We start from the raw sequence: 24761 nt of genomic DNA on the forward strand, positions 1-24761 counted from the left end.
TTATACTAGTCACTGTTGTTTGGTTAGCGCGGTTCAACTTGCTAGCCAATTAGGAACGACCTACTGAGTTAGGTCTGATAATAGAAACCCACTGCAAATTATAGGAGTGAATTAATTTTATGAAGATCAAAAATTTTGTTTTATCAACTATCGCTACTTTCGGTTTATTCGCTGTCGCAACGACGACTGCTAACGCCGCTACGGTTACCGTTAAATCTGGTGACACGGTTGCTAAAATCGCTAACGCTCACAATACGACGGTTGCCGCAATCAAGAAAGCCAACAGCTTATCTAACGTTAACATGATCTATGTTGGCGATAAACTTGAAGTTGGTGGGACTAGCACAACGACAACTAGTACCAGCACGGCTTCAACCGCTAGTGCAACCACGACTAGTACCGCAACGACATCAACGACGTCAACCACAACTAGCTCAAGCGATTCAGCTGCTAAAGCTTGGATTGCGAACAAAGAATCTGGTGGCTCATACACCGCTTCAAACGGGAACTATTATGGTAAATATCAATTAACTAAGTCCTTATTAAATGGCGACTTGTCAGCTGCCAACCAAGAAAAGGTTGCCAATGCTTATGTCGCTTCCCGTTATGGGTCATGGACCAAAGCCAAAGCCTTCTGGATGGCTAACGGCTGGTACTAAAACTCCGCATTAACACAACAAAAGCTATGAAAAGCCTCGCTTGTCATCATCAGTTGCAAGCGAGGCTTTTTGCGTCTTTATCCACAACGTACCCCTGGCAATTGAATTACAACTATTTATCCACATGGGGATAACTTTAACGCGTTTATCGGTCGCTAATTAGTACAATCCCAGCTGCCAGTTGTTCCAAGTGACCTTTTGTTGTGCGTTAGGCTCACGATATAGTGACCAACTGATGCTTGACACCTTTTGATTTATCCACATTTACATGTTTCAGCCTCAAATACCGGCCTTAAACCACTACTTTATCCCCAGATGTGGGGATAAAGTAGTGGTTAACCAGCCATAAAAATAATCCCCAACCAGTTATGCACACTGGTTGGGGATTATTTCAGTTAACCTTAGCTTTCTAAAGCAAATTCATGCTTTGATAACCGATAGGAATGGTCACAAGCTTTCGCCACATCCGATTCATGGGTGACGATGATCACACATTTATTTTGTTCATGAGCAATCTTTTGGAACTGCTCAATCACATACTTCGTGTTTTCTTCATCCAAGTTACCAGTTGGTTCATCGGCAACGACTAACTTGGCATCACAGCACATCGTGCGCGCAATCGCGACCCGTTGTTGTTGACCACCAGATAGTTTTTGAACATTTTTCTTCATCTGTTCATCAGTAATCCCAAGTTTACGCAACATCTCAGCCGCATAGTCCTTGTCACCACGATGACTGGATTCTGTCACCGCCATGGCAGTGAGCAAGTTATTCAATGGCGACATGTAGTTAAACAAGTTATACGATTGGAACACGATTGCCACGTGCGACTTACGATAATTCGTAAGGCCAATCTTATTGATAGGCTCACCATTCAATTCGATTTGTCCAGCCCGCGGTTTATCAAGCCCCGCCAACAAAGATAAAAATGTCGTTTTACCAGAGCCACTTTGACCGACAATCGCATATGAGGTGCCGGACTTAAACTCCAAGTTGACATGTTCAAACAAGCTATTTTCCTGGCGATCATACCAGTAACCTAAATCATTCGTTTTTAACATTCAAGACACCTCCTATTCAATCAAGACTTTCTTCGGTTGTAAGCGTAAAATCCCACCAGATGCTAACATGATCGACAAGAACATGATGGCTAACCCGAAGCCGCCAAGTTCAACTAAGTCTAAGACGGTGACGCTAACATCTAATTCAGTTTGTTTTTGTGACGTTGTGGTACTACTACTGCTGCCAGGGGTACCACCATTCATGTTGCCACTAGGCTTGCTGCCACCACTTGGGGCACCACCGCCACCACCAGGTTGACCACCTTGGGTTTGCGTGCTAGTTGAACTAGTTGTCGCCGTGGTCGTTTGTTGTGAAACTAACTGTTGACCCAGTTTATTTCCAACGAACTTACCACCAGCACCGGCAATCACGATTGAAACAATTAAAACCATGACCATTTCAACGAAGAATTGGGCCACGATCTTCCACCGTGCTTCACCAAGGGATAACAAGACCCCAATTTCGTAACGGCGTTCACGGATCATTAAGATCACGATCAAGGCTAAAATAATCGTCCCAGCAATGGCCACTAACCAAACGATTTTATCGGCAAACGACTTCACATTATCCATCGATGCTTTAACCGTTTGATAGCTACTGTCATTAGTTGATAATGAATACTTCGACGTATTGATCAACTTCTTACCAGCAGTCTTAACCGCACTAACTTTAGCTGGATCAGAAACGTTGAAGGTCACTGAATCAGCTGTATTCTTATACTTCGAACCCTTAACGGTATTGGCAAAGGTATATGACGTATAAACGCTGTTAGATGGATCGGTTGCACCAGGGCCTTGTTCGGTACTTGTACTTGAAGAAGCTTTATAAATCCCCACGATCTTCATGGTGTAAGTCTTCTTACTCCCAGTTGTCGCCTTCAATTTAATCGTGTCACCGACACTCAAGCTATCTTCTTTAGCCAGTTCACTTTCGATAACGACATTATTGGTGCCTTCATCAGCGGTCGTGATGCCACGACCTTTAGTGATCTTGCTAGACTTTTCTTCAAAAGCCGACGTTGAAGCAGTTGATGTCACCCCAGAAATGGCGATATCGCCCGAACTAGAACTACTGCTCATGCCGCCCTTCATACCCATGCCACCGCCATTGCTACTACTTGATGTCGAAATGGCATCAAAGCCCTTCGCGTTTGCGGAAGTCGAAACGGTCGCACTGTAACTTGAAATATTGTTGAGCTTCGCAATCTTCTTGGCATCACTCAGTTTAACCGGCGACGTTGTCAATTTTGGTTTTGACTTTTTAGAAGTGCTCGTACTACTCCGCATCTTCTTAAAAGCCGCTTCCCGGTTAGCAGACAACGTAATTGTCGCCCCGACACTCTTCTTCGCATTACTCGTCGCGGTATCGGCGGCGTTGCGAATCAGTAGGCCAGCTAATACAAACAACATAATTGCTGATGTAACTAGAATTAATAGAATTGAACGGCCTTTCTTTGCCGTCAAATTAAGCCATGCACGTTTAAAGAAATTCACGGCTTGACCTCCTTAAAATAAGTATTCGTACTGCTTAGGTACTTGAACACTTAACAACATACCGGAAAAAAACTACTAAAATGTGAAATTCTTAGGTTCTTTCAACGTTACGCTTAGACCTTTTTTAGAAAATTCTAGCCAAACCTCGAATTAACGTGATGTTTACAAAAAACTGGTGACGACCAGACACGGTCGTCACCAGTTCGACTAGCTCAATTGGGATGATTAATTCATTATTTTAAACCTCTGGAACCTATCATCCAGTCAGTAGAAATGTCAGGGGGTTACTGACTGGTTCGCACATGAATTAACACCTTCAATATACTACTCGTTAGTGTAAGATTCAATTGCAAGCAACTACTATTTCTTTTGATTTTCCGGTGCCCAATCACAAGATTTTAAATGGTCATTTATTAAGCCAGCGCCTTGTAAATAAGAATAAATCGTGGTTGGACCAACAAACTTAAAGCCCCGTTGTTTCATCGCTTTAGATACTTGTTGCGCTAACGCGTTGGTCGCTGGTAGCTCGCTGACACTCGTCCAAGCTTGGCGAATCGGCTGATTATCCACAAATGCCCACAACCACTCGGCATACGTGGGTCCGGCCGGCCAATCGCGAATCACGCGGGCATTATTGATTGTCGCCATTAACTTCTGACGATGGCGAATAATCCGTGCATCGGTCAACAAGCGTTCAACATCGGCCGGCGTCATCGCCGCCACTTGGTCAATGTCATAATGGTAGAAATCCTCATTAAACGCCGCACGCTTATTCAAAACCGTCTGCCAACTCAACCCGGCCTGATACGTTTCCAGACACAATAACTCGAATAGTGGTTGTTGTTCACATAGTGGTTGGCCCCATTCTTGATCATGATACGCTTGCATTAATGGGTTATGACCAACCCAATCACAACGGTGCATCTGCTTCACCCTTTCCTTCAAAAAAGCGGTGCCCGCCGCAGTCTTTTGACCACGACCGGCACCGCCAGCTAAGTTAACAGTAACATATGACTGTACTTATTTTGAGTTTTTAGTTCCGACTACGCTTGGTCTTTTTTTCAGCGGTATCTTCATTTTCCATGCGATCGGTCAACGGATAAGTTAATCGAATCAAACTTGGAATAATAGTTGGAATCGCAAAGACTAAGATAATCAACCCGATGATAACGACCATTGCCACTTGAATCAAGGTCAAGACACCAGATGGCATCAAGGCGGCAAAAGTCCCACTTAAGATCAAGGCAGCTGATAAGACCACGGCCCCAATCACACCAGATGCTCGTACGATCCGGGTGCTTGGCGTTGCCGCTGAATTATCGAATTCTCGATACTTCATCATCAAGAAGATACTGTAATCGACCCCTAAAGCAATTAACATGATGAACCCGAAGAATGGGGTATTCCAAGTTAACATGCTTTGACCTAAGATCAAGTTACTCAACATCCGCGTGATGCTCAAGGACATGATGTAAGCCAACAATAAAGTCCCTAAGATGTAGAACGGTTGTAAGACTGAACGCGTGATAAACATCAAGGCGATCAAGATACCAACTAACATAATCGCGGCCGTCCGGGTAAAGTCACTCGAGGCGATCGATTGGGTATCGTTAGTTTCAGATGTTTGACCACCGATGGCAATCGTTGCACCGTCTAACGCAGTTCCCTTCAACGTGTTGGTTGCTTGGGTTTGAATAGCTGCAATCCGGTTCATCGCCGTCTTAGAACTTGGATTATCATTTAAGACAATCGTCAACTTCGTGGCGTGATTGTTACCAGACATGTAAGCCTTAATGGCAGATGCATAAGTCTTACCCTTCAACGTGCTCTTTGGTACATAGTACGTCTTAGCCGCATCGGAGTCCTTCACACCAGTTAAGTAACTATTGGCGGATTTAACCCCAGTGTTGACTTTCTTCGTCCCAGAACTTGCAGAAGCCAAACCTTTTTGTAAGGTCGACATTTGTTTAACTAGACCTTGCAACGTGGTGTACATGGTTTCGTTACCAGTAGCTAATTGGCTAGCACCGCTGTTCAAGGTTGCTGAGCTATTGGCTAACTTGTTCGTCCCAGCAGCTAAAGTTTCAATCCCACTAACTAAGGTAGGTACCTTGTTGTTTAAGGTCGTTAAGCCACTAGAAATTTGTGAACTCCCACTAGTTAACGAACTTGAGTTATTTGCTAACTTGTTCGTCCCAGTTGCTAATGCATTGATTGCACTCGTCAAGGTTGGTACTTGTGAGCTTAATTGGCTAACCCCAGAATTCAAGGTTGAAGCCCCACTCGTCAATTTATCAGCACCAGAAGCTGCTGAAGCCACCCCATTGGTGTATTGATTCAATGAACTAGCCATTGATTGGGTACCAGCTTGTAACTTGGTCAAGCCTTGAGAAACTTGACTAGACCCACTTACCAAACCAGTTTGTGAGCCACTACCCGTTAAGGCCGTTTCAATTTGTTGCATCCCAGTGATTGCTTCTTCTAACTTACTAATAACTTGCAATGAAGCCGTATTAGCTTTGATAGAACCTTGCGCTAAGGTACTCAAATCAGACAAACTGCTCAATTGCGTGCTTAAACTTTGTAACTTAGTCGTAGCCGTTGTTAAGCTCGTCAATTCTGATTGTAAGTTACTCAAAGCTTGCAACCCTTCTGCTGCCGTCACAGTAGAAGAACTAGCCCGTGTCGTTGCCGTTGAGCTGCTTGCTGAACTAGCATTGGCACTATTTTGTGAGGCAATTTGGGCTGCAACCGCTGAACTGATTGCGGCTTTTTCTTCTGAAGTTGCAGAAGAGCCTGCTGCTGACACCGCTGCTGCAGCTACCGGACTAGCATCAACACTCGTACTCTTAGTGCTCGTTGAACCAGAGGCTGCTTCAGCAGTAGCTGCTGCCGTCAAAGCATTTTTAATCGTCGTCATATCACTAGTAATAGCTGATTGTGAATTACTGAAAGTTTCAGCAGTTGAATTCAGCGACGATACACTAGAATTGACAGTTCCAGAAGCACTAACTAGTTTTTCCATTTCAGTATTCAACGTATTCAAACTGGCCGTCAACGTCTTCAACTGCGAGGTATCTGCTGAACTAGTTGCTGATTTAACTTGTGCTTCCATTTGTGCCAAACCATTGGCGACTTGCGCCGAACCGCTTTGCAATTGGGCAACACTTGACGTTAACGTCGCTGTCCCACTAGTCAAAGCCGACTTCTTACTATTCAACGTATCCAACCCCGATGATAAAGATTGGGTGCCGCTAAATAGCGTACTCGTCCCGGTTGCTAATTGGTTAACACCACTCGCTAACGAACTGGTTTTACTATTAAGTGTATTCAACCCTTGATTAACGGTATAAACACCATTCGTGTAAGTGACAAGCCCACTATTAAGTTTCGTTGCCCCCGTTGAGAGCTTGGAAACGCCACTCGCTAGCGTGCCGGTACTACTATTAAGTTTTTTAACCCCGGTATTAACGGTATAAACACCGTTCGTATAAGTGACTAAGCCTTTCTTCAGGCTATTGGCACCCGTTGCTAACTTCTTCGCACCACTAACCCCAGAAGACATATCTGAGCTCTTCAACTTCGAGTTAGCACTGTCTAACCCTTTACTGATCTTCGTCAATCCACTACCAGCGGTCTTCATCCCACTCGTAACGGTACCTAATTGACTCTTCAAGTAAAGCGCACTAATTTCAGAACCACCTGGTTGGGTCACAGAAGCAACCGTCTTAACCCCTTTGACCTTTTGTAATTGCTTGGTCAAGTTGTCGATGGCTTTAAGATCTTTTTCGTTATTCAAGGCATGATCAGTCTTGATATATAACGTTGATGGTTCAGCCGTCCCTTTAGAGAAATGCTTTTGAACGACTTTAAACCCTTTTTTAGCTGGAATCGTATCGTTCAATTCCGCTAACGTGTCATAGTTTAATTGATTATTGTATGTCAGCATAAATGGTAATGACACACCTAAGACAACTAATAACGCAATCAATGGATAACGTACTGAGCCAGCAGCAATCCCATGCCACATCTTGCTCGTACTCCCACCGGCGAACTTCTTACTTGGCCAGAACAACCGTGGTCCCAGCAGTGCCATGAAGAATGGATTCAATGTTAGTAAAACTAACAGTAAAATCGCCACGGCAACCGCGACCCCAACGGCCGAACGGTAAATCGAGAAGTTGGCTAACCCTAAAGCAGAAAACCCAATTAAGAGTGAAGACCCACTAAAGAGAATCGTCCGGCCGGCAATCTTTAATGCACGCCCAGTCGCGGCGACCGGACTATCACCATGACTGAGTTCTTCTTTGAATTGATCAAACAGTAAAATGTTGTAGTCGGTCCCAATCCCAAAGAGCACGACGACCATGAAGACTTGCGTAAAGTTTGACAATGGAAAGTTAAACTTATCGACTAAGTTCATGACGATACTCAACGAAATAATAAACGAGACCCCAACTGATAATAATGAAACTAATGGGGTAATTGGTGACCGGAAGACTAAGGTCAACACGATGAAAATAAAGATCACGGTAATGATTTCAGTCTTCTTGATCCCAGCTTCAGTTTCTTGCGTGAAGTCATCATTTAAGATGTCACTCCCAGTCACGTAAGTTTTCACGCCACTGGTTTTGGCCCCTTCGGTAATCGTCTTAGTCATGTTCTCGACGGTTTGATTCTTACCAACCATCAATTGCAATAACTCGGTCGATTTATCTTTAGAAATCAGTTGTTTCTTGGCTGCCGCATTATCGCTAGCCGCCGTCATTGATTTCACATGATACTTCGATTTTTGTACCTTGAAGCGTTGAATCGTCCCATCGATTTCTTGCTTCTGGGTATCTGTCAGCGGTGAATCGCCGTTGCTAAAGACCACAACCACTTGACGGGTATTGTTCTGGTTCCGCCCCCAATGGTTTTGAATCACTTGTGCAACTTGACTTTTCGCACTACTTGGTAGTTGCGTTTGGCCCTTGTCGCGGACCAATTGGCTGACGTTTGGTAACATGATAACGGCCGCTACCATTACCACTAACCAAACGACGGCCTGAATAATAAAGCGTCTACGGCTCCCTTTCAATCTGTATCCCTTCCCTAAATCAGATTCTCAAAACGACATCGTGACATTTAATCAACAATGTGTTTAAATAATAACAACATGTTAGTTGAAAACAAATGAAATATCAACCAACAATTTTCATAATTTCGTCATTAAATAAACAATTAATGGCGTATTGTTCAAACAATGAGGTGAAATTAAAGTGGTAGGTACGAAAAATAACCGACGGTCGCAAATGACGGAGCGATTGATTCAAGATAGCTTGATTCAACTACTTCAAACCCAAGACATTAACGACATTACTGTGACTGCCGTTTGCAAAGCCGCTGACATCAATCGGGGAACGTTTTATGCGCATTATGATGATGTCAAAGACTGTATGCATACAATGGAACAAGATGCGACTAAAGAGTTATTAGCCGTCATTAATGAGCATCTGCATCCGAACTCATTGCGCGCGATTTTAACTGGTATTTTTGAAGTCGTTAAAAAACGCCATGCGGTCACGTCATTTATCTTAACGACGGACCAAGATTTCTTAATGCACTTCATTGCCACGACTAAGCGTGAGATTCTTGAGCATAACCAAGTGCGAATCGGCAACATTAGTCCGCGCGAGAGCCAATACATGTTTGAATACTACTTAAATGGGATTGTCGGCGTCGTCCGCTATTGGCTCAAAACCGGCTTACAAGAATCGCCAGAAGAACTGGCCAATTTTATTAATGATTGGTGGTATCGTGGTAAACCTTTCAAAGACATCTCGGACCTACCGCCGGAAGCTTAAGGTTATTACGAGATCACAACCTTTCTAAACGTTATCAAACACCAAACGTGCTGATTATCAGGTCCTGCTGTATCAGTATCATAATCGGTTAATTATTAATACTTATATACCTAAAACAACCTGACGAATATGTTGAATGCTAATAACCTGCGTATTAAAAATATCATGCCCACCAGGATAGTGAAAGTATTCCATCCTTAATAATTGACCTGACCGACTAATCAAGTTCAATCGGGTCATTTTAGGCTATCAAATTCACAGCAATTGCAACTTGACGACCATCAAATTAGACCTAAAAAATGCCCCCCAGCTCTTAAGTTGGGGGGCACGCTTTGTTTTATGGCCGCTTATCAGGCGGTGTTTGATCATACATGCGCGTTTTAATATCGTCCATTTCTTGATCAAGTTCCGTAATCAGTTGCGCCTTTTTCGTCAGCGACTGCTGCAAGGCAACTTGATGCGGGACATTTTTCTTATAGTTCAGTTCATGTTCCAAAGAAGCCCAAAAGTTCATCGCAATCGTGCGAATCTGTAATTCGACTTCAATAATATTAGGGCCATCGACGGTGTACACCGGCACGCCCAATATGAGATGTAGACTTTGATAGCCATTGTGCTTCGGATGATGGACATAATCTTTCACCTTCAGCACTTTGATATCAGCTTGTGTCGCCAGCAAATCTTCAACAATCTTAATATCACTTAAGAATCGCACGATTAAGCGAATCCCAGCAATATCATGTAAGTTATTGAAAACGGCTTGAAAGGTCAGCGGTAAATTTTTACGCCGTAACTTACCTACAATACTTTCTGGCGACTTAATTCGTGATTGCTTACTGTCAATCAACGCATACCCATATCTTAGTTCGTACTCTTGACTAATATAATCTAATTTATCTAAGACCAGTTTCATTGCGACTTCATACCGGAGCGAATATGCCTTGAGTTGATCAACGGCTTGTAATAACTCAGGCGGGGCCGGTAAGAATCGATCATCGTCAGCTGGTTGTGATGCAGAATTACTCACATTTTCCACTCCAATGGTGAACGCTTTCTCTCAAATGCCTAAATTGAGGCGGCTTATTGAATCGTGACAACCCAGTCGCTAACAATCTGATCATACGCGACTTGATACGTGTCCCCGCCAGCTGAATAACTCAACTGACCGTTAACATCTTTGAACTCACTCGGGATTAACCCGTGCCCTTCCAACACATTTAAGTGACCCCAAACCATGCGATCCTCTAAAAAATGTTCGAAACGTTGCCAGAAGCGTTTAAAGCTAGCGAAATCTACGATGTCGGCCACTTCGTTGCGTAAGACCTCAGCGTCAAATTCGATGCGAATGTTAGTACTACGTGGTGCCAAACAATCTCCTCCCCACTCAAAAAAAGTGCTGACTACCCCCTAATCATAACGATAATCATCACCCGACGCAATCATTAACCGACCGCTAATAATTATCGTGTCAACAAACTGCGCCGAAAACTCCTGTAAACGACGCAGTCCTTAAATTGATTTAGTTAATTTTTCGTTTAGGATTCAATAGATTCATCGGGTCAAATAAGGCTTTGATTTGATGTTGGATTTGATCAACATCTTCACCCAATTCAGCGTTGTTCCATTGATTCTTCAACATGCCAACCGCATGTTCACCAGAAATCGTCCCGCCTAAAGCCAAAGTCTTATTAAACATCTCTTGTAAGGCAACAATGACATTTTCAGGCACTTCAGTTTCGTCTTTTGGCCAGATCAACGTTGGATGCACATTCCCATCACCTGCGTGACCAGCGGTGTAAATCTTAACGCCTAACCGCTTGCCAAGGTCTTGAATATAATCCATTAATGGCGCTAACTGTGACAATGGTACGGCCATATCTTCCATAATATGGTTTTGCCCAGCAAAGACCGCTGGTAACATATCTTGTCGCAACTTTTCTAGTTTAGCTTGTTCGGCTGGATCAGTCGTGACGGTGACATGACTAGCTTGTTGGTCAGCCAACAGTTGCTTGACCACATTCATACTAGCCGTCCCACCATTATCTAGCTTGAAAATCAACATCGCACCATTGTTATCGGCATAATGGGTCTTTTCATACCGGTCTAACGCAATCACGGTGTTGCCATCGAGTGCTTCTAGCATTGTTGGGTAGACCCCTGAAATCCGAATTGCAGTCACGGCTTTGGCTAAGGCGGTCATATTATCAAAGAAGGCGACCCCCATCACGGGTGTTCCAAGTGGAATCGGCAATAATTTGACGATAACTTGGGTAATAATGCCCAATGTGCCTTCTGAGCCGACCATTAATTGGGTCAAATCGTAACCAAAGGCTTGTTTGAGCGTCCGACCACCGAATTGGACTTCGCGGCCATCAGCTAAGACCACTTTAACGCCTAATACGTTATCCTTTGTCGCGCCATACTTCACCGTACTCATCCCACCAGCATTCGTGGCGACATTACCCCCAATACCAGAGATTGGCTTAGAACCGGGATCTGGGGCATAAAACATCCCTTGCTTCCGGGCTTCGCGGTCTAAATCGCCATTGATGACCCCGGGTTCAACGACCGCTAATGAATCGTCTTTACTGATCTCTAAAATCCGATTCATCTTAGCCGTCGACAAAATCAAGCCACCCGCTAAGCCATCAGAACCAATCACCGTACTCGTCGTTTGTGCTTGGGGAACGACTGGCAAATGAAATTTACGCGCCGTCTTTAACACCCCTTGCACATCTTTAGTCGATTGCGCTTCAATGTAGGCTAACGCTAACCCACTATCATCATCAGTTAGATTCTTGCTGAATGAAAATTTTTGTAACGTTGCTGCATCGGTTAACACTTGACCATCTGGTACTTGTGCCGTTAAAAAGGTCACGACATCAGCATCGGAAAAAGCTTTAAAAACTGTCACATTCAAGACCTCACTTCATATTATGATCCGCCAACTTTTGATACGGTTAACAACTTGTATCTTGCTATTGTGATCGAGTCCGACCACATTGTCGCAGTTGACGTTGCCAACTTAATTCACAGTCTCAGTATAGGCCAAAATAAAAGATCTAACTATTAATCTGCACGCAATCTTAACGAAGTGTTTAGACACTTACCTTTTAAGCAAGTTTAGTGGTATTTATTTTTTTGATTCTCTACACTTAATTTTAGTATTTTTCAACGACCATGTTTACCGCTATGCTAAATAGCAGTTACCAAAAAAGAGGGGTGCAACACATGCAACATATGGGACGTTCAAAGCGGCGACCGCTTTGGTTAATCTTTGTACTGGTCGTCGTCATTATCGCCGCAATCGTGGTGGGGTTACGATTACATCAAGCACAAGCACGTTATCAAACGAAAATTTATACGGGGACTAAAGCTGATTCAGTTGATACAAGCAAACCGATGAGTATCCTACTACTTGGCACAGATACTGGGGCCGATGGGCGCATCACCAAAGGTAATTCAGATACGATCATGGTCGTAACGATCAATCCGAAGACGAAAAAGACTGTCATCACCAGTATTCCGCGCGATACATTAGCACAGATGGTTGGCACTAAAACAACGAATGTGCAAAAGTTAAATGCCGCTTACAATATTGGCGGCTCAACGATGGCCAAAGCCAGCGTTAGCAAACTATTGAACATTCCAATCAATTACTATGCCACGATCAACATGGGCGGCTTAAAACAAATCGTCGATGCCGTGGGCGGTGTCACGATTAAAAGTCCCATGAAAGTCAGTTATGATCATATTACGATTACTAAAGGTCGCCATCACTTAAATGGTAAGCAAGCTTTAACCTATACCCGGATGCGTTATCAAGATCCCCGTGGTGATTACGGTCGACAATTACGTCAACAACAAGTTATGAAGGCCGTTTTAACTAAGCTAGCAGCCACCAAAACATTGACGCGCTATAACCAGTTACTGGATTCTTTAAGCAACAACTTGCGGACTGATCTAAGTTTTAATGACCTAGTGGCCTTAGCAACGAATGACCACGCCAACACCAAGCACATTACGTCACACCAAATGGTCTTAACGCCAGCCTGGATCAATACGAGTGCCTATCAAATCGCCAGCACCGCGAAGTTACAATCAACTTCTGATGCCATTCGCAAACAGCTAGGCCTTAAGTCCGAAAAGATCGACAATATTGAAACCAAGTTAAATGCATTAAATACAGACTATGATGGCGTCAATAACTTGAACTACAACACTGATGGTCTAGATACCATCACCTACACCGACTAAAAAATACTGACAGCAGCTAACTAAAATAAGACCGATGTAACCGTGAGTGATTGTCTCTTCACGTTACATCGGTCTTATTTTGTTGCCGCCTATCGCACTTGGCGTCACCAGTTTGTAAGCTGGCCTTACTAATCCACTAACCCGTTAATCGTCGGACAGACTAACAGACGGCACCTCGTTGCCAAGTCGCTAATTGTGAAATCAGGCCACCCGTATTATCGTTAAATTCATATTTTTTATTCGCCGTAGCAGCTTCTGCATGCTGCTGATGAATATGCAAATCTTGCATACTTACCGTTAACGAGAATGGCTTAAATGCTTGTGTTGACCAGATTTTCAGCTGGTCGGCTTGCCGTTCGACGGCCACAAAAAAGTACCGTTCAATCATCGTTTTCAAATCAACCTGTTTTAAAATGCCAGTTTCCATGACTAGCATCTCCTCTCTACTTCTTATGGCTCTACTATACCGACTGAAACGCGTTTCAGGTCAAGCCGCCACGCTTAACTTTTTTAATTGAAACTAAGATTATTACATTTTAGTAACAGTCACTTAAAATACTAGGCTTATTAGTCAAATGGTTGTACTATATTACTGAACCATTTTCCTCGGCTAGGAAGCGTTTTACAGCCGATTATTTGTAAAGGAGTTGCCCACCATGATCAAGACTGCGCCAGTACATCATCAAACGTATTGTTACTTAATTGAGTTGACCGGCAATGCACAAACTGATTTATTAATGACTTTATCAGCTGCGGAACAAAATCTGGGCGACTGGGAACGGGTCTATTCGGCCAAGTTACCAACATGGCGCTTGTGGACCAACGCAAACGCGGATGTCGTCCGCTTTACCGTCACGCACTTGATTGCGCGGCATGCGTTACCCCAAAATGATTATTGGCTGATTCAATACCGCGGGCATGACCACCGGCATCCTAAGATGCTGCATCCGCAATTCCACACCCGCTAACTTCTAAATAACATTGTTCTGACTGGCATTTACACCATGTAGATACCAGTTTTAATTTACCCTTTTTTTGAAAAACAGTGGTTTTAGTCCAGTTTGATTAACTTTTTAGCTATAATGAGAACAATAACTAATCGCCCCTAGGAGGCCTGCTTTAAAATGAAGAACACGATTATGATCGTTGAAGATGAACTGAGTTTGTCAGGCTATTTGACTAAAGAACTTCAATTTGAAGACTTTGAGATTGTGGTTGCCAATGATGGTTTAGCCGCAATGGACACTTACGACGCCCACAAAAATGACTTATTACTGATCCTATTAGATTGGATGTTACCAAAGCTTGATGGGATGGAAGTCTTACGCCGAATTCGCAAACATGACCAAGTCCCCGTCATTATTATGACTGCTCGTGATTATGTTGGTGATAAGGTCGCTGGCCTTGATAATGGTGCCGATGACTACATCACCAAGCCCTTTGAAATCGAAGAACTACTCGCACGGATTCGGGTCATTCAACGCCGCGCCGAACATCAGACTGATACCAGCCAAGTTTATCAGCTCGACGACGTTATTTTAGATACGAAAGCCCACCGGGTCACTTGTGCGGGTGAAGACGTGCAATTGACCCATCGTGAATATGACTTATTGCAATTCTTCTTAGCCCATCCTGATCAAGTCTTTACGCGTGACGAATTACTCGACCAAGTTTGGGGCGCTGACTTTTTAGGGCAACAAAACGTGGTCGATGTTTACGTCGGTTACTTACGCAATAAAGTTGATGGCGACAACGATACGCCACTGATTGAAACCGTTCGTGGCGTTGGTTATAAACTAAGGGAGTCGACAGCCAATGGCGAAAACTAAACCTGCAATTCCAACTTACGAACAACTCATCAACAAAGAGATCAAGCGACTCGTTTTACTGATTACATTCATTATTAGCCTGGTCATTCTCGTGATGGTGGGCACGCAACAGACCCTAAACACAAGTCGGGAGGCTCGGGATTTAATGACCAGTTTGAATCAGGCCAACATTAAAGACGTGCCTAGTTTTATTCATTGGAATAACACGACCACCCGTAATACGAAACAACCAGCCTTCATTCGGGTGTCCACGCAAAAAGCCACGTTAACCACGACCACTAAAGGCAAACGGACAATTTTAACCTCACCATCATCCAAAGCCTTTTTTGCCCGTAATCAGACGAAACTATTCGGTAGTCTGGTTTACGTCCGGGGGTTTGGCTTCTTCTTAGCATATACGCAAAAAGATGGTAATAACACCTATCAGCTTTGGGTTAGTCTGCGACGCTTGATTAATAGTTTGTTGATTTTGATTGCTTTAATTATCGTTGTTATGGTGGCAGCATCAACTTTAGGCACTTGGTGGGCGCATCGTCTAGCTTCACGGCTAAGCGCACCCACGATTGCATTACTGCATGAGACCAAATACACGTCTAATGACCCCGACGCCGATCAACCGACCTTAACTGTGCCGGATAGTCCAAGAGAAATCAACGACTTAGGCCAAGCCTTCAATGAATTATTACTGGCACAAAACCAACGACTACAACACGAACGTCAATTCATTTCCGATGCGTCGCATGAACTACGGACACCAATCGCCGCAATTCGTGGTAATTTGAGCCTCATCCGTCGGCGCAGAGATGCCCATCCGGAAGTGATTCCGGAATCTTTAGACTTTATTGATGAAGAATCCTTACGCATGCAACATTTGATTGAAAACTTACTGCATCTCTCACGGGCTGACCGCGCCAAAATCGAACTAAGTGACCAAGACTTATCTTATTTGGTTTTACAATTAGGTGAACATTACCAACCAACCTTGGCACCACAGCTTTTACAAGTTAATGTTGATCCTAATATCCACGTCAAAGGCAATGCGGAGATGCTCCAACAAATCGTGGTTGCGTTACTCGATAATGCCCATAAGTATTCACCCGATGATCAACCAATCACTTTAAGTCTGCATCAAACAGCGCAAACGATCGACTTAGCCATCGCTGACCACGGTGAGGGGATTCCTGATGACCAAAAGAATGCGGTCTTCCAACGCTTCTACCGCGTTGACCAGTCACGGTCACAAGCCATCGAAGGCAGTGGACTAGGTTTAGCCATCGTCCAACAACTCGTCGCGTTAAACCAAGCCACGATTAAAATCACCAATAATCACCCACAAGGCAGTATCTTTACCGTCAGTTGGCAGTTAAGTGACTGATTTTGAGGCTAGCACATCTAATATCAGTGTGTTAGCTGCTTCCGGCCGACCGTAATTCCATCTGCTATGAGGACCGGTCCAAGCCTGTAACCCGGTCTTGAACCTCGCTTTAATGCTTTGTCAAACCCACAAATCATTAAAGACGTCCGTCCTGTAAACGGCAAACCCACCCGTTAACATGGCAGATTCCATTACGGTCGACCTACAGCTAGCAAGGTGTTCCTTACAACTCTACTCACTATCAAGCTCGCCAATATCAAACTAGGCGTAGGCAATCAGTGATGAAGCAGTGGTGCAAGTGGCATTAGCTCGGCGTTTTTTGCCGAGGTTATACCACGGACGACCTTGGTCATTTGCGGGTTTGGCAAAGGATCAAGGCGAGGCTAAAGACCGATTCTTAGGCTTTAGCCGGTCCGCACCTCAGCTGAAATCGCTGATTGCCGGAGCTGGAAAAATACTATTTTCAATCATTACACCAAATGGCGCTAATCCTTTTAAATCAAGGGTTAGCGCCATTTTTGTTTAAACATAAGTTGGTTTCTAAGAAAATCTTATTTAATGCTTACGATAACTCGGTAGTTGATTGGTGGATTTGCCGGTAAACTAAAGTCATTCAATTAAGCAAGGAGCTAATCAAAATGTTACTAGATACCGATCCTAAAATTAAAAACATCACCGCCGTCCATCTGGTCAAAGTGTTCTACCCACTTGTGATTGCTAAGACTGAACAAGGTGAATACATTCAAGTGAAATTGAGTGATGACCAACTTAGTGATCCGCTATTCTGGGAAACCGCCCGTGACCTTTGCAAGAATCAACTTTGGGTGCCAATGGGTCGCAAGTTCCATCAATTGCTTTCAAATGACTGGTTGATCCCAACCGTTTAACTAAAAAATGACTTTAAAAACTTTAATCAACTAAAAGGAGTTCGATTATGATGAAAAACATTTTTACGAAATTAACCATTACTTTAATGACTGCCGGTACTTTATTTGCCACAACGGGGACTGCTTTAGCTGATACCAAACCAACCCCTAACCAAACCTCAACAACACTCGTTAACCGGGTCAATCGCGACACTGACTTAGCTACGAGCACAACCGTCGATGCCCCTCACCGGACTTTAGCGCCGAAAGCCACCAGACTCGTTACTAAGACCACTCAAAGTCAAATCTTAGCGACGGTGGACACTAGCGTGCAAACCTTAGACAAAACCAAATACCAACCAACTGCAAACTAATCTCTGAACTTGAAAGGTGGTGCGACCGATGTCTGAATTAACGAATCAAATTACCACACAATTACAACTGCATAGTCAAGAGGCGTTAATTAAGAATCGGGCGCAAGGGATTTGGTACACTGGCGCCGATTTATTGGAAGATATCGCTTTATGTAAAGCCAGTCTACAACAACAATCAGTCACTGCTGGACAAAATATGCTGATCAGCGTGGATAATACCGCGGTCTTACCCGTGCTCCTACTTGCGAGTTGGCAATTGGGGATCAACGTCACCTTAATTCAACCATCTACTAAGTTAACGCCCGCCCTAGCGGAACGCTATACCGCAATGGTGTATGCAACCGCGCCGACGCAATCGTTGGCTGCACAGCTCAACCCACAAGAAATGAGTTTGCTAACGTTAATTTTAAATACCGCCCCAAACTTCGCCTACTTCGTCCATGACTTAGCCCCGAGTTTAACCCAAACACCGGAAGCTAACTTACAAGTCACACCGACGACTGCCGCGTGTTCGCAACAAGAATTACTTGACCGGGCACAACAATTAACGCCACCAGCGACGATTACCAACTTATACGATTTAGAACATGGTATTTTGCCACTACTCGCTAACTTACTTGACCCCACCCCATTTGCCCTGGCATGGGCGGGCTAACTTAAAAACACCAAAAAAGGCAAGTACCTGTCGTCTGACAAGCACTTGCCTTTAATACTCTCAATTGACCTTTAAACTAAACCGACCGTTTGTAAAATCAAGTAAATGTTTAACACGATCAAGACGGCGGTAATCACCCAAGCCGTCCATTTAACCCAAGTTCGGCTTGTAAAGTTACCCATTAACTTCTTATCACTCGTAAACATCACCAGTGGAATCATCGCAAATGGCAATGCGATACTTAAGAAGACTTGGGAGAAGGTTAATAGGCTTTCAATCTTAGCTTCGTTCCCGTGATAATAAATCGCAAAAGCTAACACCGGTGCCACTGAAATCAACCGGGTTAATAACCGTTGTGCCCAGAGTGGCATCTTTAACCGAATAAAACCTTCCATAATAATCTGACCAGATAACGTCCCCGTAATTGTCGAACTTTGACCAGAAGATAACAACGCAATCGCAAACAACATACTCAAGACTGGACTCGCAATTGAACCCACGATTTTGCTGTTGCCTAACGCATTGTATAAATCAACGAACCGACCTAAGTCGCCTTTAGTTCCAAAGAACAAGGCCGCCCCTAAAATCAACAGCAAACTGTTAACGACAAACGCAACTGACAATTGAATATTTGAATCGATGGTCGTAAACTTCACGGCCTTAGCCACTTCTTTTTCATCGCTACGGTCAACGGCCCGCGTTTGGGAAATTGACGAACCAAGATACAAGTTATGTGGCATAACCGTGGCCCCAACAATCCCTAATGCCAAGTACAACATGGATTGATTTGAAACAATTTGGGTCGTTGGCACATAGCCTTTAAACATTTCTGGTACGTTTGGCTGTGAAATGATAACTTCATACAAGAAGACGAACAAGATCACTGCCACTAACGTCGCCACAATCGCTTCAATCTTGCGGAACCCTAACTTCATTAATAGTAATAATATCAAGACATCCGCCGTCGTAATCAAGATCCCGACAACCAGCGGGAAACCAAATAACAGTTTCAACGCGATCCCAGACCCAATAATTTCGGCCACATCTGTCGCCATAATAGCTAATTCAGTAATAATCCAGAGAAAAATCCCCATTCCTTTTGACGTTCGTTCCCGTGTCAATTGGGCTAAATCTTTCCCAGTAACAATCCCTAACCGGGCTGCCATTGCTTGCAGCAACATCGCAATCAAACTTGATAGCAAGATGACTGACAGCAACGCGTACTTATATTGTGACCCCCCAGCAATTGACGTGATCCAGTTACCTGGATCCATATAGCCAACTGCTACTAGTGCCCCAGGGCCAGTATAAGCAACCAAAGTCCGCCAAAAGCTGGCGTCCTTTGGTACCCGCACACTCCCGTTTACTTCGTCCAAGCTCTTACTATCGGTCCCAGTCGAATGGATCCCCGTACTACCCTTGGTGGCTACCATCGCTGAACGGTCCTTCGTTTTTGCTAGTTTCATAATGAAACCCTCTCTTCTATTGGTTTAGAATTCAGGTTGTGGACTACTGTGTGATCCTCAACAGCGGCTGCCATCCGCTCAAGATTGAGCAGTCACTTTAATTCCACTAGGTAGTATATCATCATTAAGAAAATAGTCAACTGGTTTCATTTATTTGTTTGGCTTTCCTAAAATCAGTGCAACCCCTTACTGCTCAAGTTGTAAGGGCATTCGTCGTGGGCTTAAGCCGTTAACTAAAAAATCGCTGAGATAATCAATCGTTGCCTGCTGATCAGTCGGCACCAGGTCGGTATATAAGACTTCCTCAACCAAATAACCACCTAACGTTGAAAAGAGCAATTGTAAGATCATTTGGTTTGGCCAATCGACCAATTCACCGGCTGCTTTTAACCGATCCATCACTTCATTCGCCTGGGCTAAAACCGTTGGCGAGACCATGCTTAAGACCGCTGCTCGGTCAGCGGCATTATTGAAAAATTGCGATAGAATCACTTCTAGCGAGGTCCGATTGCGGGTCACAAATGCCACCCGATCGGTCACCAATGCCACAATAAAGGCATCTAACGTTTGGGCGTCTTGCTTTAAAACTGCTTCATCCAAAGTATTCAACATTGTCGGCAAGATATTTTGCACAATCGGCTGCATAATCGCCTTTAAAATCCCGTTCTTATTATTAAAATTATGGAACAAGGTCCCTTCGGCCACGCCTGCGCGTTCAGCAATCTCACGGGTCCCAACCTCTTCATAACTTTTCTCGGCAAATAAGGCTAATGCTGCTGATAATATCTTCCGTTGGGTCTTGGTAATCTGACCATCCTTCCCCAATGAGGCCGCATAATATGCCTGGATGGTTTCAAGTTCACTCATGTTGCAACTCCTTTTTTGCAGTAACTGCTCAATTAATTACCATCATCATAACTGATTTCATCATCAGATGCGACCAATTTATTTGAAAAGTTACATGATATTTTCAATAAAAGTTGATAATTGCTTTAATTATCTGGCTATCGTATAATCACAGTAATTAATCTAGTTACAGGAGGCTCACCATGCGTGTTTCAACCCGTTTTAGTGATTCGATCCATTTATTAGCGTTTCTAAAAATTTATGCTGACCAACGACTAACCAGTGACTTAATTGCCAGCAGTATCGAAACTAGTCCAGTCGTCGTTCGGCGCTTAATGGGAAAACTGCGCCAAGCTGGTCTTATCACCACGACGCCTGGTTCGGCGCAACCGGCTTTGGCAAAACCACTCGATCAGATTTCGTTATTAACGATTTTTTACGCTGTCGAGGGAGATAAACCACTATTTGCCGTGGACCCCAAGACCAATCCTGATTGCATCGTCGGTGGCAATATCCAAACAGTGCTACAACAATATTATCAAGATGCCCAAACCGCTGCTGAAGCACGATTAGCCAAGACAAGTTTGCAAGATATCGTGGATAACATTCTCGTGGAACAAGCAAAAAAAGAAGCTTTATCCTAGTTTTGACCCCCGTTACACGCGTTGTAACGGGGGTTTCTTTACCAAAAATATATGCCGCTTACATAATCTTTACCCAATACATATATGAGCTTTACATGCAATCGCTATAGTATAGATATTCTTTAATTGGAGGGGAATTCCATTGAAAAGATCACTTATTGTTGCCATGTTAGCTTTATCGGTCGCCAGCACTGGGACCAGCGTCACCAACCCATTTTTAGCCCACGCCGCGACTAAAACCGCCAAGAAAGCCAAGACGGTTAAGCAACCAACGGTCAAAGAAATCAAACTTAAAGGTGCGATTAACGTTCGCGACCTCGGCGGTTACAAGACTAAAAACGGCAAGACCATCAAAAAGCACAAACTTTTACGTTCAGCGGCCTTGAATACCTTAACTAAGACCGATGCACAAAAGTTAGTCAAAACGTATCACCTCGCAACTGATATTGATTTACGGACTGACATGGAGAAACAAAAAGCCCCCGACGTTAAAATCAAAGGTGTCAAATATGTCTTTGATCCAGTCATGAAACAATTCTCAAAGATTGGCAAGACTGAATCTGGCGAAAAAGTTATGGAACATACCTATAGCCAATTTGTCACCACCAAGACATCACGCCAAGCTTACCACAAGCTTTTCCAAGCACTCTTAACCAACCCTAAAAACAAAGCCGTCTTATGGCATTGTTCAGCTGGTAAAGATCGTGCTGGCATGGGTTCTGTCTTAGTACTTTCTGCTTTAGGGGTCGATCGTAAAACCATTAATCATGATTTTATGTTATCGAACAAATTCCGCGCTAGCACCAACAAACAACACCTAGCTGCGCTTACCGCTAAGGGTGTCGCCAAAAACTCACTCGATTACAAGCGCACTAAAGCAATGGATGACGTTCGGATGGCATACCTGAACACGTCTTACCGCTTAATCAAGAAAGATTACGGTTCCATGAACAACTTCTTGCACAAAGGCATCGGCTTATCCGACCACGACATTACTAAGCTACGCCAAATGTACTTGAAGTAAACACCACGAGTAGACATAATCTTCCATCCTAAATCCTAGTAAAAAGGCGTCCTAGTACTGGTTTGTTAACCAGTCCGGGGCGTCTTTTGTTTCAACTCATTTATTTAGGTTGTTCATTTTTTTGATAATACTCTGGTTGCGCTGCTTGAGTTGGATGCGCTTTGATCCAAGCGATAAGTTGATTGCCCAACTCAGTCGTCATTGGCGCGGCCGCCGCAATTTGTGCTTTCGTAATTTGATTGACATGAATGCCAGCTGTAATCGTACAACTTCCCGTTAAATACGGTTGTACCTGGTGGGCCAAACGTTCTGAAATAAAGTTATCTTTATGGAAACGGCCATCATGACTCGGAAACTTAACTGTTTGTGGTTGGCCGGTTGCGGTCAAGGTCGTGACATCGCCGATATGCGGATTGCTGCCCCCCGTCACCACAATTAACCAGTCAAAACCAATGACTTGTAGGGTTGCCGTCATTTGATAACCGGCTTGCGTGGTTGTAAAAGTTGGCATACGCTAATCCCCTTCCCAACGGCGATCCGTTTCATTTTGAATTTGGAACGCATCTAAGACTTTCATCGTTTGATGATTGACCAAATCTTGAATCGTCTGCGGATGATTATAAAACGCTGGAATCGGTGGAATGATCTGTGCGCCTAACTTGGCTAACTTAGTCAAGTTTTCCAAATGAATCACGCTTAACGGTGTTTCACGTGGAACAATCACTAGCTTTCGTTGCTCTTTGATTGTCACATCGGCGGCTCGCGAAATCAAGTTATCCCCGAAACCATACGCAATCCCGGCGACGGTCTTCATACTGGCTGGCACAATGACCATCCCGTCATTTAAAAAAGAGCCACTGGCAATCGTCGCCCCTTGATCATTGATATTATACGTATAGTCAGCTAAGTCCTTTAACTGCTGCAAGGAATAGTCCGTCTCTAATTCAAGATTCTTTTTCGCCCACGTACTCATCACCAAGTGTGTTTCAACTGTGGGTATTGCCTGTAGTTTTTCCAGCAAATCGACTGCATATACTGTCCCGGAAGCTCCGGTAATCCCAACCACGATCCGTTTCATTTTTAGGTCTCCTTTAATTCGATTTATCTCATCAGTTACTGTGTCGTTCTACAATAACTATCCTACCTGGTTCACCCTCACTGAACAAATCGAGTTTTGACTATCTCTTATTCGATATCGGAATATTAAAGGAACCCCCGGCTAGTGTAAGTCTTCCGCGCGTTGCGACCAAGTTGCCAACTGTTGGGCCACAGTCGTTAAGTCTTTACTTTCAGTTTCAGCCAAAACTTGATCCCAGAGCTGTGTCATCAACTGATTGATGGTTTGGCACGCCGTTAAGCCGGCTGGTGTAATTTGGACCCAAGCAGTACGATGATCGGCAACTACTGGCAAACGTTTGATGTAACCAGCGGTCTCGAGTCGTTTGAGTTCGCGGCTGACTAAGCCTTTATTGATGGCCAATTCAGTTGCAATCTGTTTAGCCGTCACCTGCTCATGCTCACTAATAAAGAGTAAAAAGTTCGCATTGGTCGCATTCAATGCCGGCAACTTCAACTGCCGACTAATTTCCGTTTGAAATCGCCGATGTAGTACCCCGATATATTTTCCTAATGCATTGACTCGCATAGGCTCACCCACTTTTAATTAATAATTGGTGCTATTGTAGCATATCTGGCTATTTAGTTGACAATTAAACTAAATCACCTATAATTATTAGTTGACTTGTAAACTAATAAGCTAAAGGATTTGATCATATGCCATTAAAACAACGTTTAACTTTTACTTTAATTATGTGTATTGGTATGGGTAGTCTGATGAGTTTGCTTGGCATGGGGCTCAGTATGGGTTGGTCGCCACGGGTGTTCCACGCCTTTTGGCTCAGTGTCTTGCCAACGATTGCCTTTGCATTTGTCTTTAACTTACTGATTGCTTCAAATATCGCCAGTTTGCTCATCAAATTAGGCACCCATCATTTGACTGACCAGCTGTTGATTCGCAAACGGACTGGCCAAATTCGTGGCTGGGCGATGATTTTAGTCATGTGTTTTACCATGAGTACTCGTGCTTTGATCATGAACGGCACATTAACTCACCTGACACTGGTGCAATTTATCAGCGAATTTTTAGTGTCACTGACATTAGCCTACATCGTTCGCGGTAGCCTAGTTAAGCCAATCGCCCGAAAGCTAACCGCCCCACTCGCCGTTGGCACCCACTAAAGAGAGTGGGACAAAAGGCGTTTTGCTACCGAGCATAGCCTAGAAAGACGAATGATTGTGCACTTTCAATCATTCGTCTTTCGTAGCTAAGCGGCAGCCTTTTGTCCCACGTTTCGGCTATAAATAT

At 43.8% G+C, this 24761-nt stretch carries 25 protein-coding genes; 12 read left to right on the forward strand and 13 right to left on the reverse strand.

From position 1 onward, the window contains the following. Positions 1-119: 119 nt before the first annotated feature. Positions 120-659 carry an aggregation-promoting factor gene (gene apf, locus FFM75_RS00645; protein WP_137627259.1) on the forward strand — a complete coding sequence of 180 codons (540 nt, stop codon included), beginning with the start codon at positions 120-122 and terminating at the stop codon, positions 657-659. Between the two features lie 401 nt (positions 660-1060). Here the strand turns inward: apf and FFM75_RS00650 are convergent, their stop codons facing one another. From FFM75_RS00650 to FFM75_RS00665, 4 genes are all read right to left on the reverse strand, one after another. Beyond that, positions 1061-1720 (reverse strand): ABC transporter ATP-binding protein, encoded by a 660-nt coding sequence (locus FFM75_RS00650; RefSeq protein ID WP_137627260.1) that lies wholly within the window; start codon positions 1718-1720, stop codon positions 1061-1063. Between the two features lie 12 nt (positions 1721-1732). Next, positions 1733-3214, reverse strand: coding sequence for an ABC transporter permease (locus tag FFM75_RS00655; RefSeq protein ID WP_137627261.1), 1482 nt, complete (start codon positions 3212-3214; stop codon positions 1733-1735). A 360-nt stretch (positions 3215-3574) separates the two neighbouring features. After that, a complete protein-coding gene (locus tag FFM75_RS00660; protein WP_137627262.1) occupies positions 3575-4138 on the reverse strand; it encodes a DNA-3-methyladenine glycosylase I in 564 nt (187 codons plus the stop codon). Between the two features lie 109 nt (positions 4139-4247). Further along, positions 4248-8294: an MMPL family transporter gene (locus tag FFM75_RS00665; protein ID WP_137627263.1), complete on the reverse strand. Its 4047-nt coding sequence runs from the start codon at positions 8292-8294 to the stop codon at positions 4248-4250. Between the two features lie 181 nt (positions 8295-8475). Here FFM75_RS00665 and FFM75_RS00670 point away from each other — a divergent pair, with 181 nt between their 5' ends. Beyond that, a complete protein-coding gene (locus FFM75_RS00670) occupies positions 8476-9060 on the forward strand; it encodes a TetR/AcrR family transcriptional regulator (RefSeq protein ID WP_137627264.1) in 585 nt (194 codons plus the stop codon). Between the two features lie 337 nt (positions 9061-9397). Here FFM75_RS00670 and FFM75_RS00675 read toward each other — a convergent pair whose 3' ends face one another. The 3 genes from FFM75_RS00675 to FFM75_RS00685 form a co-directional block, all read right to left on the reverse strand. After that, positions 9398-10087 (reverse strand): GTP pyrophosphokinase, encoded by a 690-nt coding sequence (locus FFM75_RS00675; RefSeq protein WP_137627265.1) that lies wholly within the window; start codon positions 10085-10087, stop codon positions 9398-9400. Between the two features lie 53 nt (positions 10088-10140). Beyond that, complete coding sequence (locus FFM75_RS00680) at positions 10141-10428, reverse strand: hypothetical protein (protein WP_137627266.1); 288 nt, start codon at positions 10426-10428, stop codon at positions 10141-10143. Positions 10429-10579: 151 nt separating this feature from the next. Further along, a complete protein-coding gene (locus FFM75_RS00685) occupies positions 10580-11974 on the reverse strand; it encodes an FAD-binding oxidoreductase (protein WP_137627267.1) in 1395 nt (464 codons plus the stop codon). Positions 11975-12291: 317 nt separating this feature from the next. On the opposite strand from FFM75_RS00685, the gene FFM75_RS00690 reads away from it, so the two are divergent. Beyond that, a complete protein-coding gene (locus FFM75_RS00690) occupies positions 12292-13317 on the forward strand; it encodes an LCP family protein (protein WP_137627268.1) in 1026 nt (341 codons plus the stop codon). Between the two features lie 160 nt (positions 13318-13477). On the opposite strand, the gene FFM75_RS00695 is transcribed toward FFM75_RS00690, so the two are convergent. After that, complete coding sequence (locus tag FFM75_RS00695; RefSeq protein ID WP_137627269.1) at positions 13478-13744, reverse strand: hypothetical protein; 267 nt, start codon at positions 13742-13744, stop codon at positions 13478-13480. Positions 13745-13973: 229 nt separating this feature from the next. Here FFM75_RS00695 and FFM75_RS00700 point away from each other — a divergent pair, with 229 nt between their 5' ends. The 6 genes from FFM75_RS00700 to FFM75_RS00725 all read left to right on the forward strand — a co-directional run bounded on the left by FFM75_RS00700 (position 13974) and on the right by FFM75_RS00725 (position 18416). Then, a complete protein-coding gene (locus FFM75_RS00700; RefSeq protein WP_137627270.1) occupies positions 13974-14285 on the forward strand; it encodes a hypothetical protein in 312 nt (103 codons plus the stop codon). Positions 14286-14441: 156 nt separating this feature from the next. After that, a complete protein-coding gene (locus FFM75_RS00705) occupies positions 14442-15146 on the forward strand; it encodes a response regulator transcription factor (protein ID WP_137627271.1) in 705 nt (234 codons plus the stop codon). After that, positions 15133-16521: a sensor histidine kinase gene (locus FFM75_RS00710; RefSeq protein WP_137627272.1), complete on the forward strand. Its 1389-nt coding sequence runs from the start codon at positions 15133-15135 to the stop codon at positions 16519-16521. Before FFM75_RS00705 ends, FFM75_RS00710 begins: the two co-directional genes overlap by 14 nt. A gap of 638 nt (positions 16522-17159) precedes the next feature. Beyond that, complete coding sequence (locus FFM75_RS00715; RefSeq protein ID WP_137627273.1) at positions 17160-17408, forward strand: hypothetical protein; 249 nt, start codon at positions 17160-17162, stop codon at positions 17406-17408. A 47-nt stretch (positions 17409-17455) separates the two neighbouring features. Beyond that, a complete protein-coding gene (locus tag FFM75_RS00720) occupies positions 17456-17761 on the forward strand; it encodes a hypothetical protein (RefSeq protein ID WP_223876579.1) in 306 nt (101 codons plus the stop codon). Between the two features lie 28 nt (positions 17762-17789). After that, entirely contained in the window at positions 17790-18416 is a 627-nt protein-coding gene (locus FFM75_RS00725) for a hypothetical protein (RefSeq protein ID WP_137627274.1), read from the forward strand. 71 nt (positions 18417-18487) lie between these two features. On the opposite strand, the gene FFM75_RS00730 is transcribed toward FFM75_RS00725, so the two are convergent. Both FFM75_RS00730 and FFM75_RS00735 read right to left on the reverse strand, forming a co-directional pair. Beyond that, positions 18488-19882: an Nramp family divalent metal transporter gene (locus FFM75_RS00730; protein ID WP_137627275.1), complete on the reverse strand. Its 1395-nt coding sequence runs from the start codon at positions 19880-19882 to the stop codon at positions 18488-18490. 186 nt (positions 19883-20068) lie between these two features. After that, entirely contained in the window at positions 20069-20749 is a 681-nt protein-coding gene (locus FFM75_RS00735) for a TetR/AcrR family transcriptional regulator (RefSeq protein ID WP_137627276.1), read from the reverse strand. Between the two features lie 182 nt (positions 20750-20931). Here FFM75_RS00735 and FFM75_RS00740 point away from each other — a divergent pair, with 182 nt between their 5' ends. Next, on the forward strand, positions 20932-21372 hold the full coding sequence (locus FFM75_RS00740; protein ID WP_137627277.1) for an Rrf2 family transcriptional regulator: 441 nt from the start codon (positions 20932-20934) through the stop codon (positions 21370-21372). Positions 21373-21514: 142 nt separating this feature from the next. Beyond that, positions 21515-22396 (forward strand): tyrosine-protein phosphatase, encoded by an 882-nt coding sequence (locus FFM75_RS00745; RefSeq protein WP_223876580.1) that lies wholly within the window; start codon positions 21515-21517, stop codon positions 22394-22396. 100 nt (positions 22397-22496) lie between these two features. On the opposite strand, the gene lpdD is transcribed toward FFM75_RS00745, so the two are convergent. The 3 genes from lpdD to FFM75_RS00760 form a co-directional block, all read right to left on the reverse strand. Next, positions 22497-22907, reverse strand: coding sequence for a prenylated flavin chaperone LpdD (gene lpdD, locus FFM75_RS00750; protein ID WP_137627278.1), 411 nt, complete (start codon positions 22905-22907; stop codon positions 22497-22499). A 3-nt stretch (positions 22908-22910) separates the two neighbouring features. Beyond that, positions 22911-23474, reverse strand: coding sequence for a UbiX family flavin prenyltransferase (locus FFM75_RS00755; RefSeq protein ID WP_137627279.1), 564 nt, complete (start codon positions 23472-23474; stop codon positions 22911-22913). A gap of 141 nt (positions 23475-23615) precedes the next feature. Continuing rightward, positions 23616-24041, reverse strand: a complete 426-nt coding sequence (locus tag FFM75_RS00760; RefSeq protein WP_137627280.1) for a MarR family winged helix-turn-helix transcriptional regulator — start codon at positions 24039-24041, stop codon at positions 23616-23618. A gap of 128 nt (positions 24042-24169) precedes the next feature. Between FFM75_RS00760 and FFM75_RS00765 the strand changes: the two genes are divergently transcribed. Continuing rightward, entirely contained in the window at positions 24170-24634 is a 465-nt protein-coding gene (locus FFM75_RS00765) for a DUF2798 domain-containing protein (protein WP_137627281.1), read from the forward strand. Positions 24635-24761: the final 127 nt, after the last annotated feature.

It is taken from the genome of Lactiplantibacillus daowaiensis (genome assembly GCF_005405085.1).
GTDB classification, from domain to species: Bacteria; Bacillota; Bacilli; order Lactobacillales; family Lactobacillaceae; genus Lactiplantibacillus; species Lactiplantibacillus daowaiensis.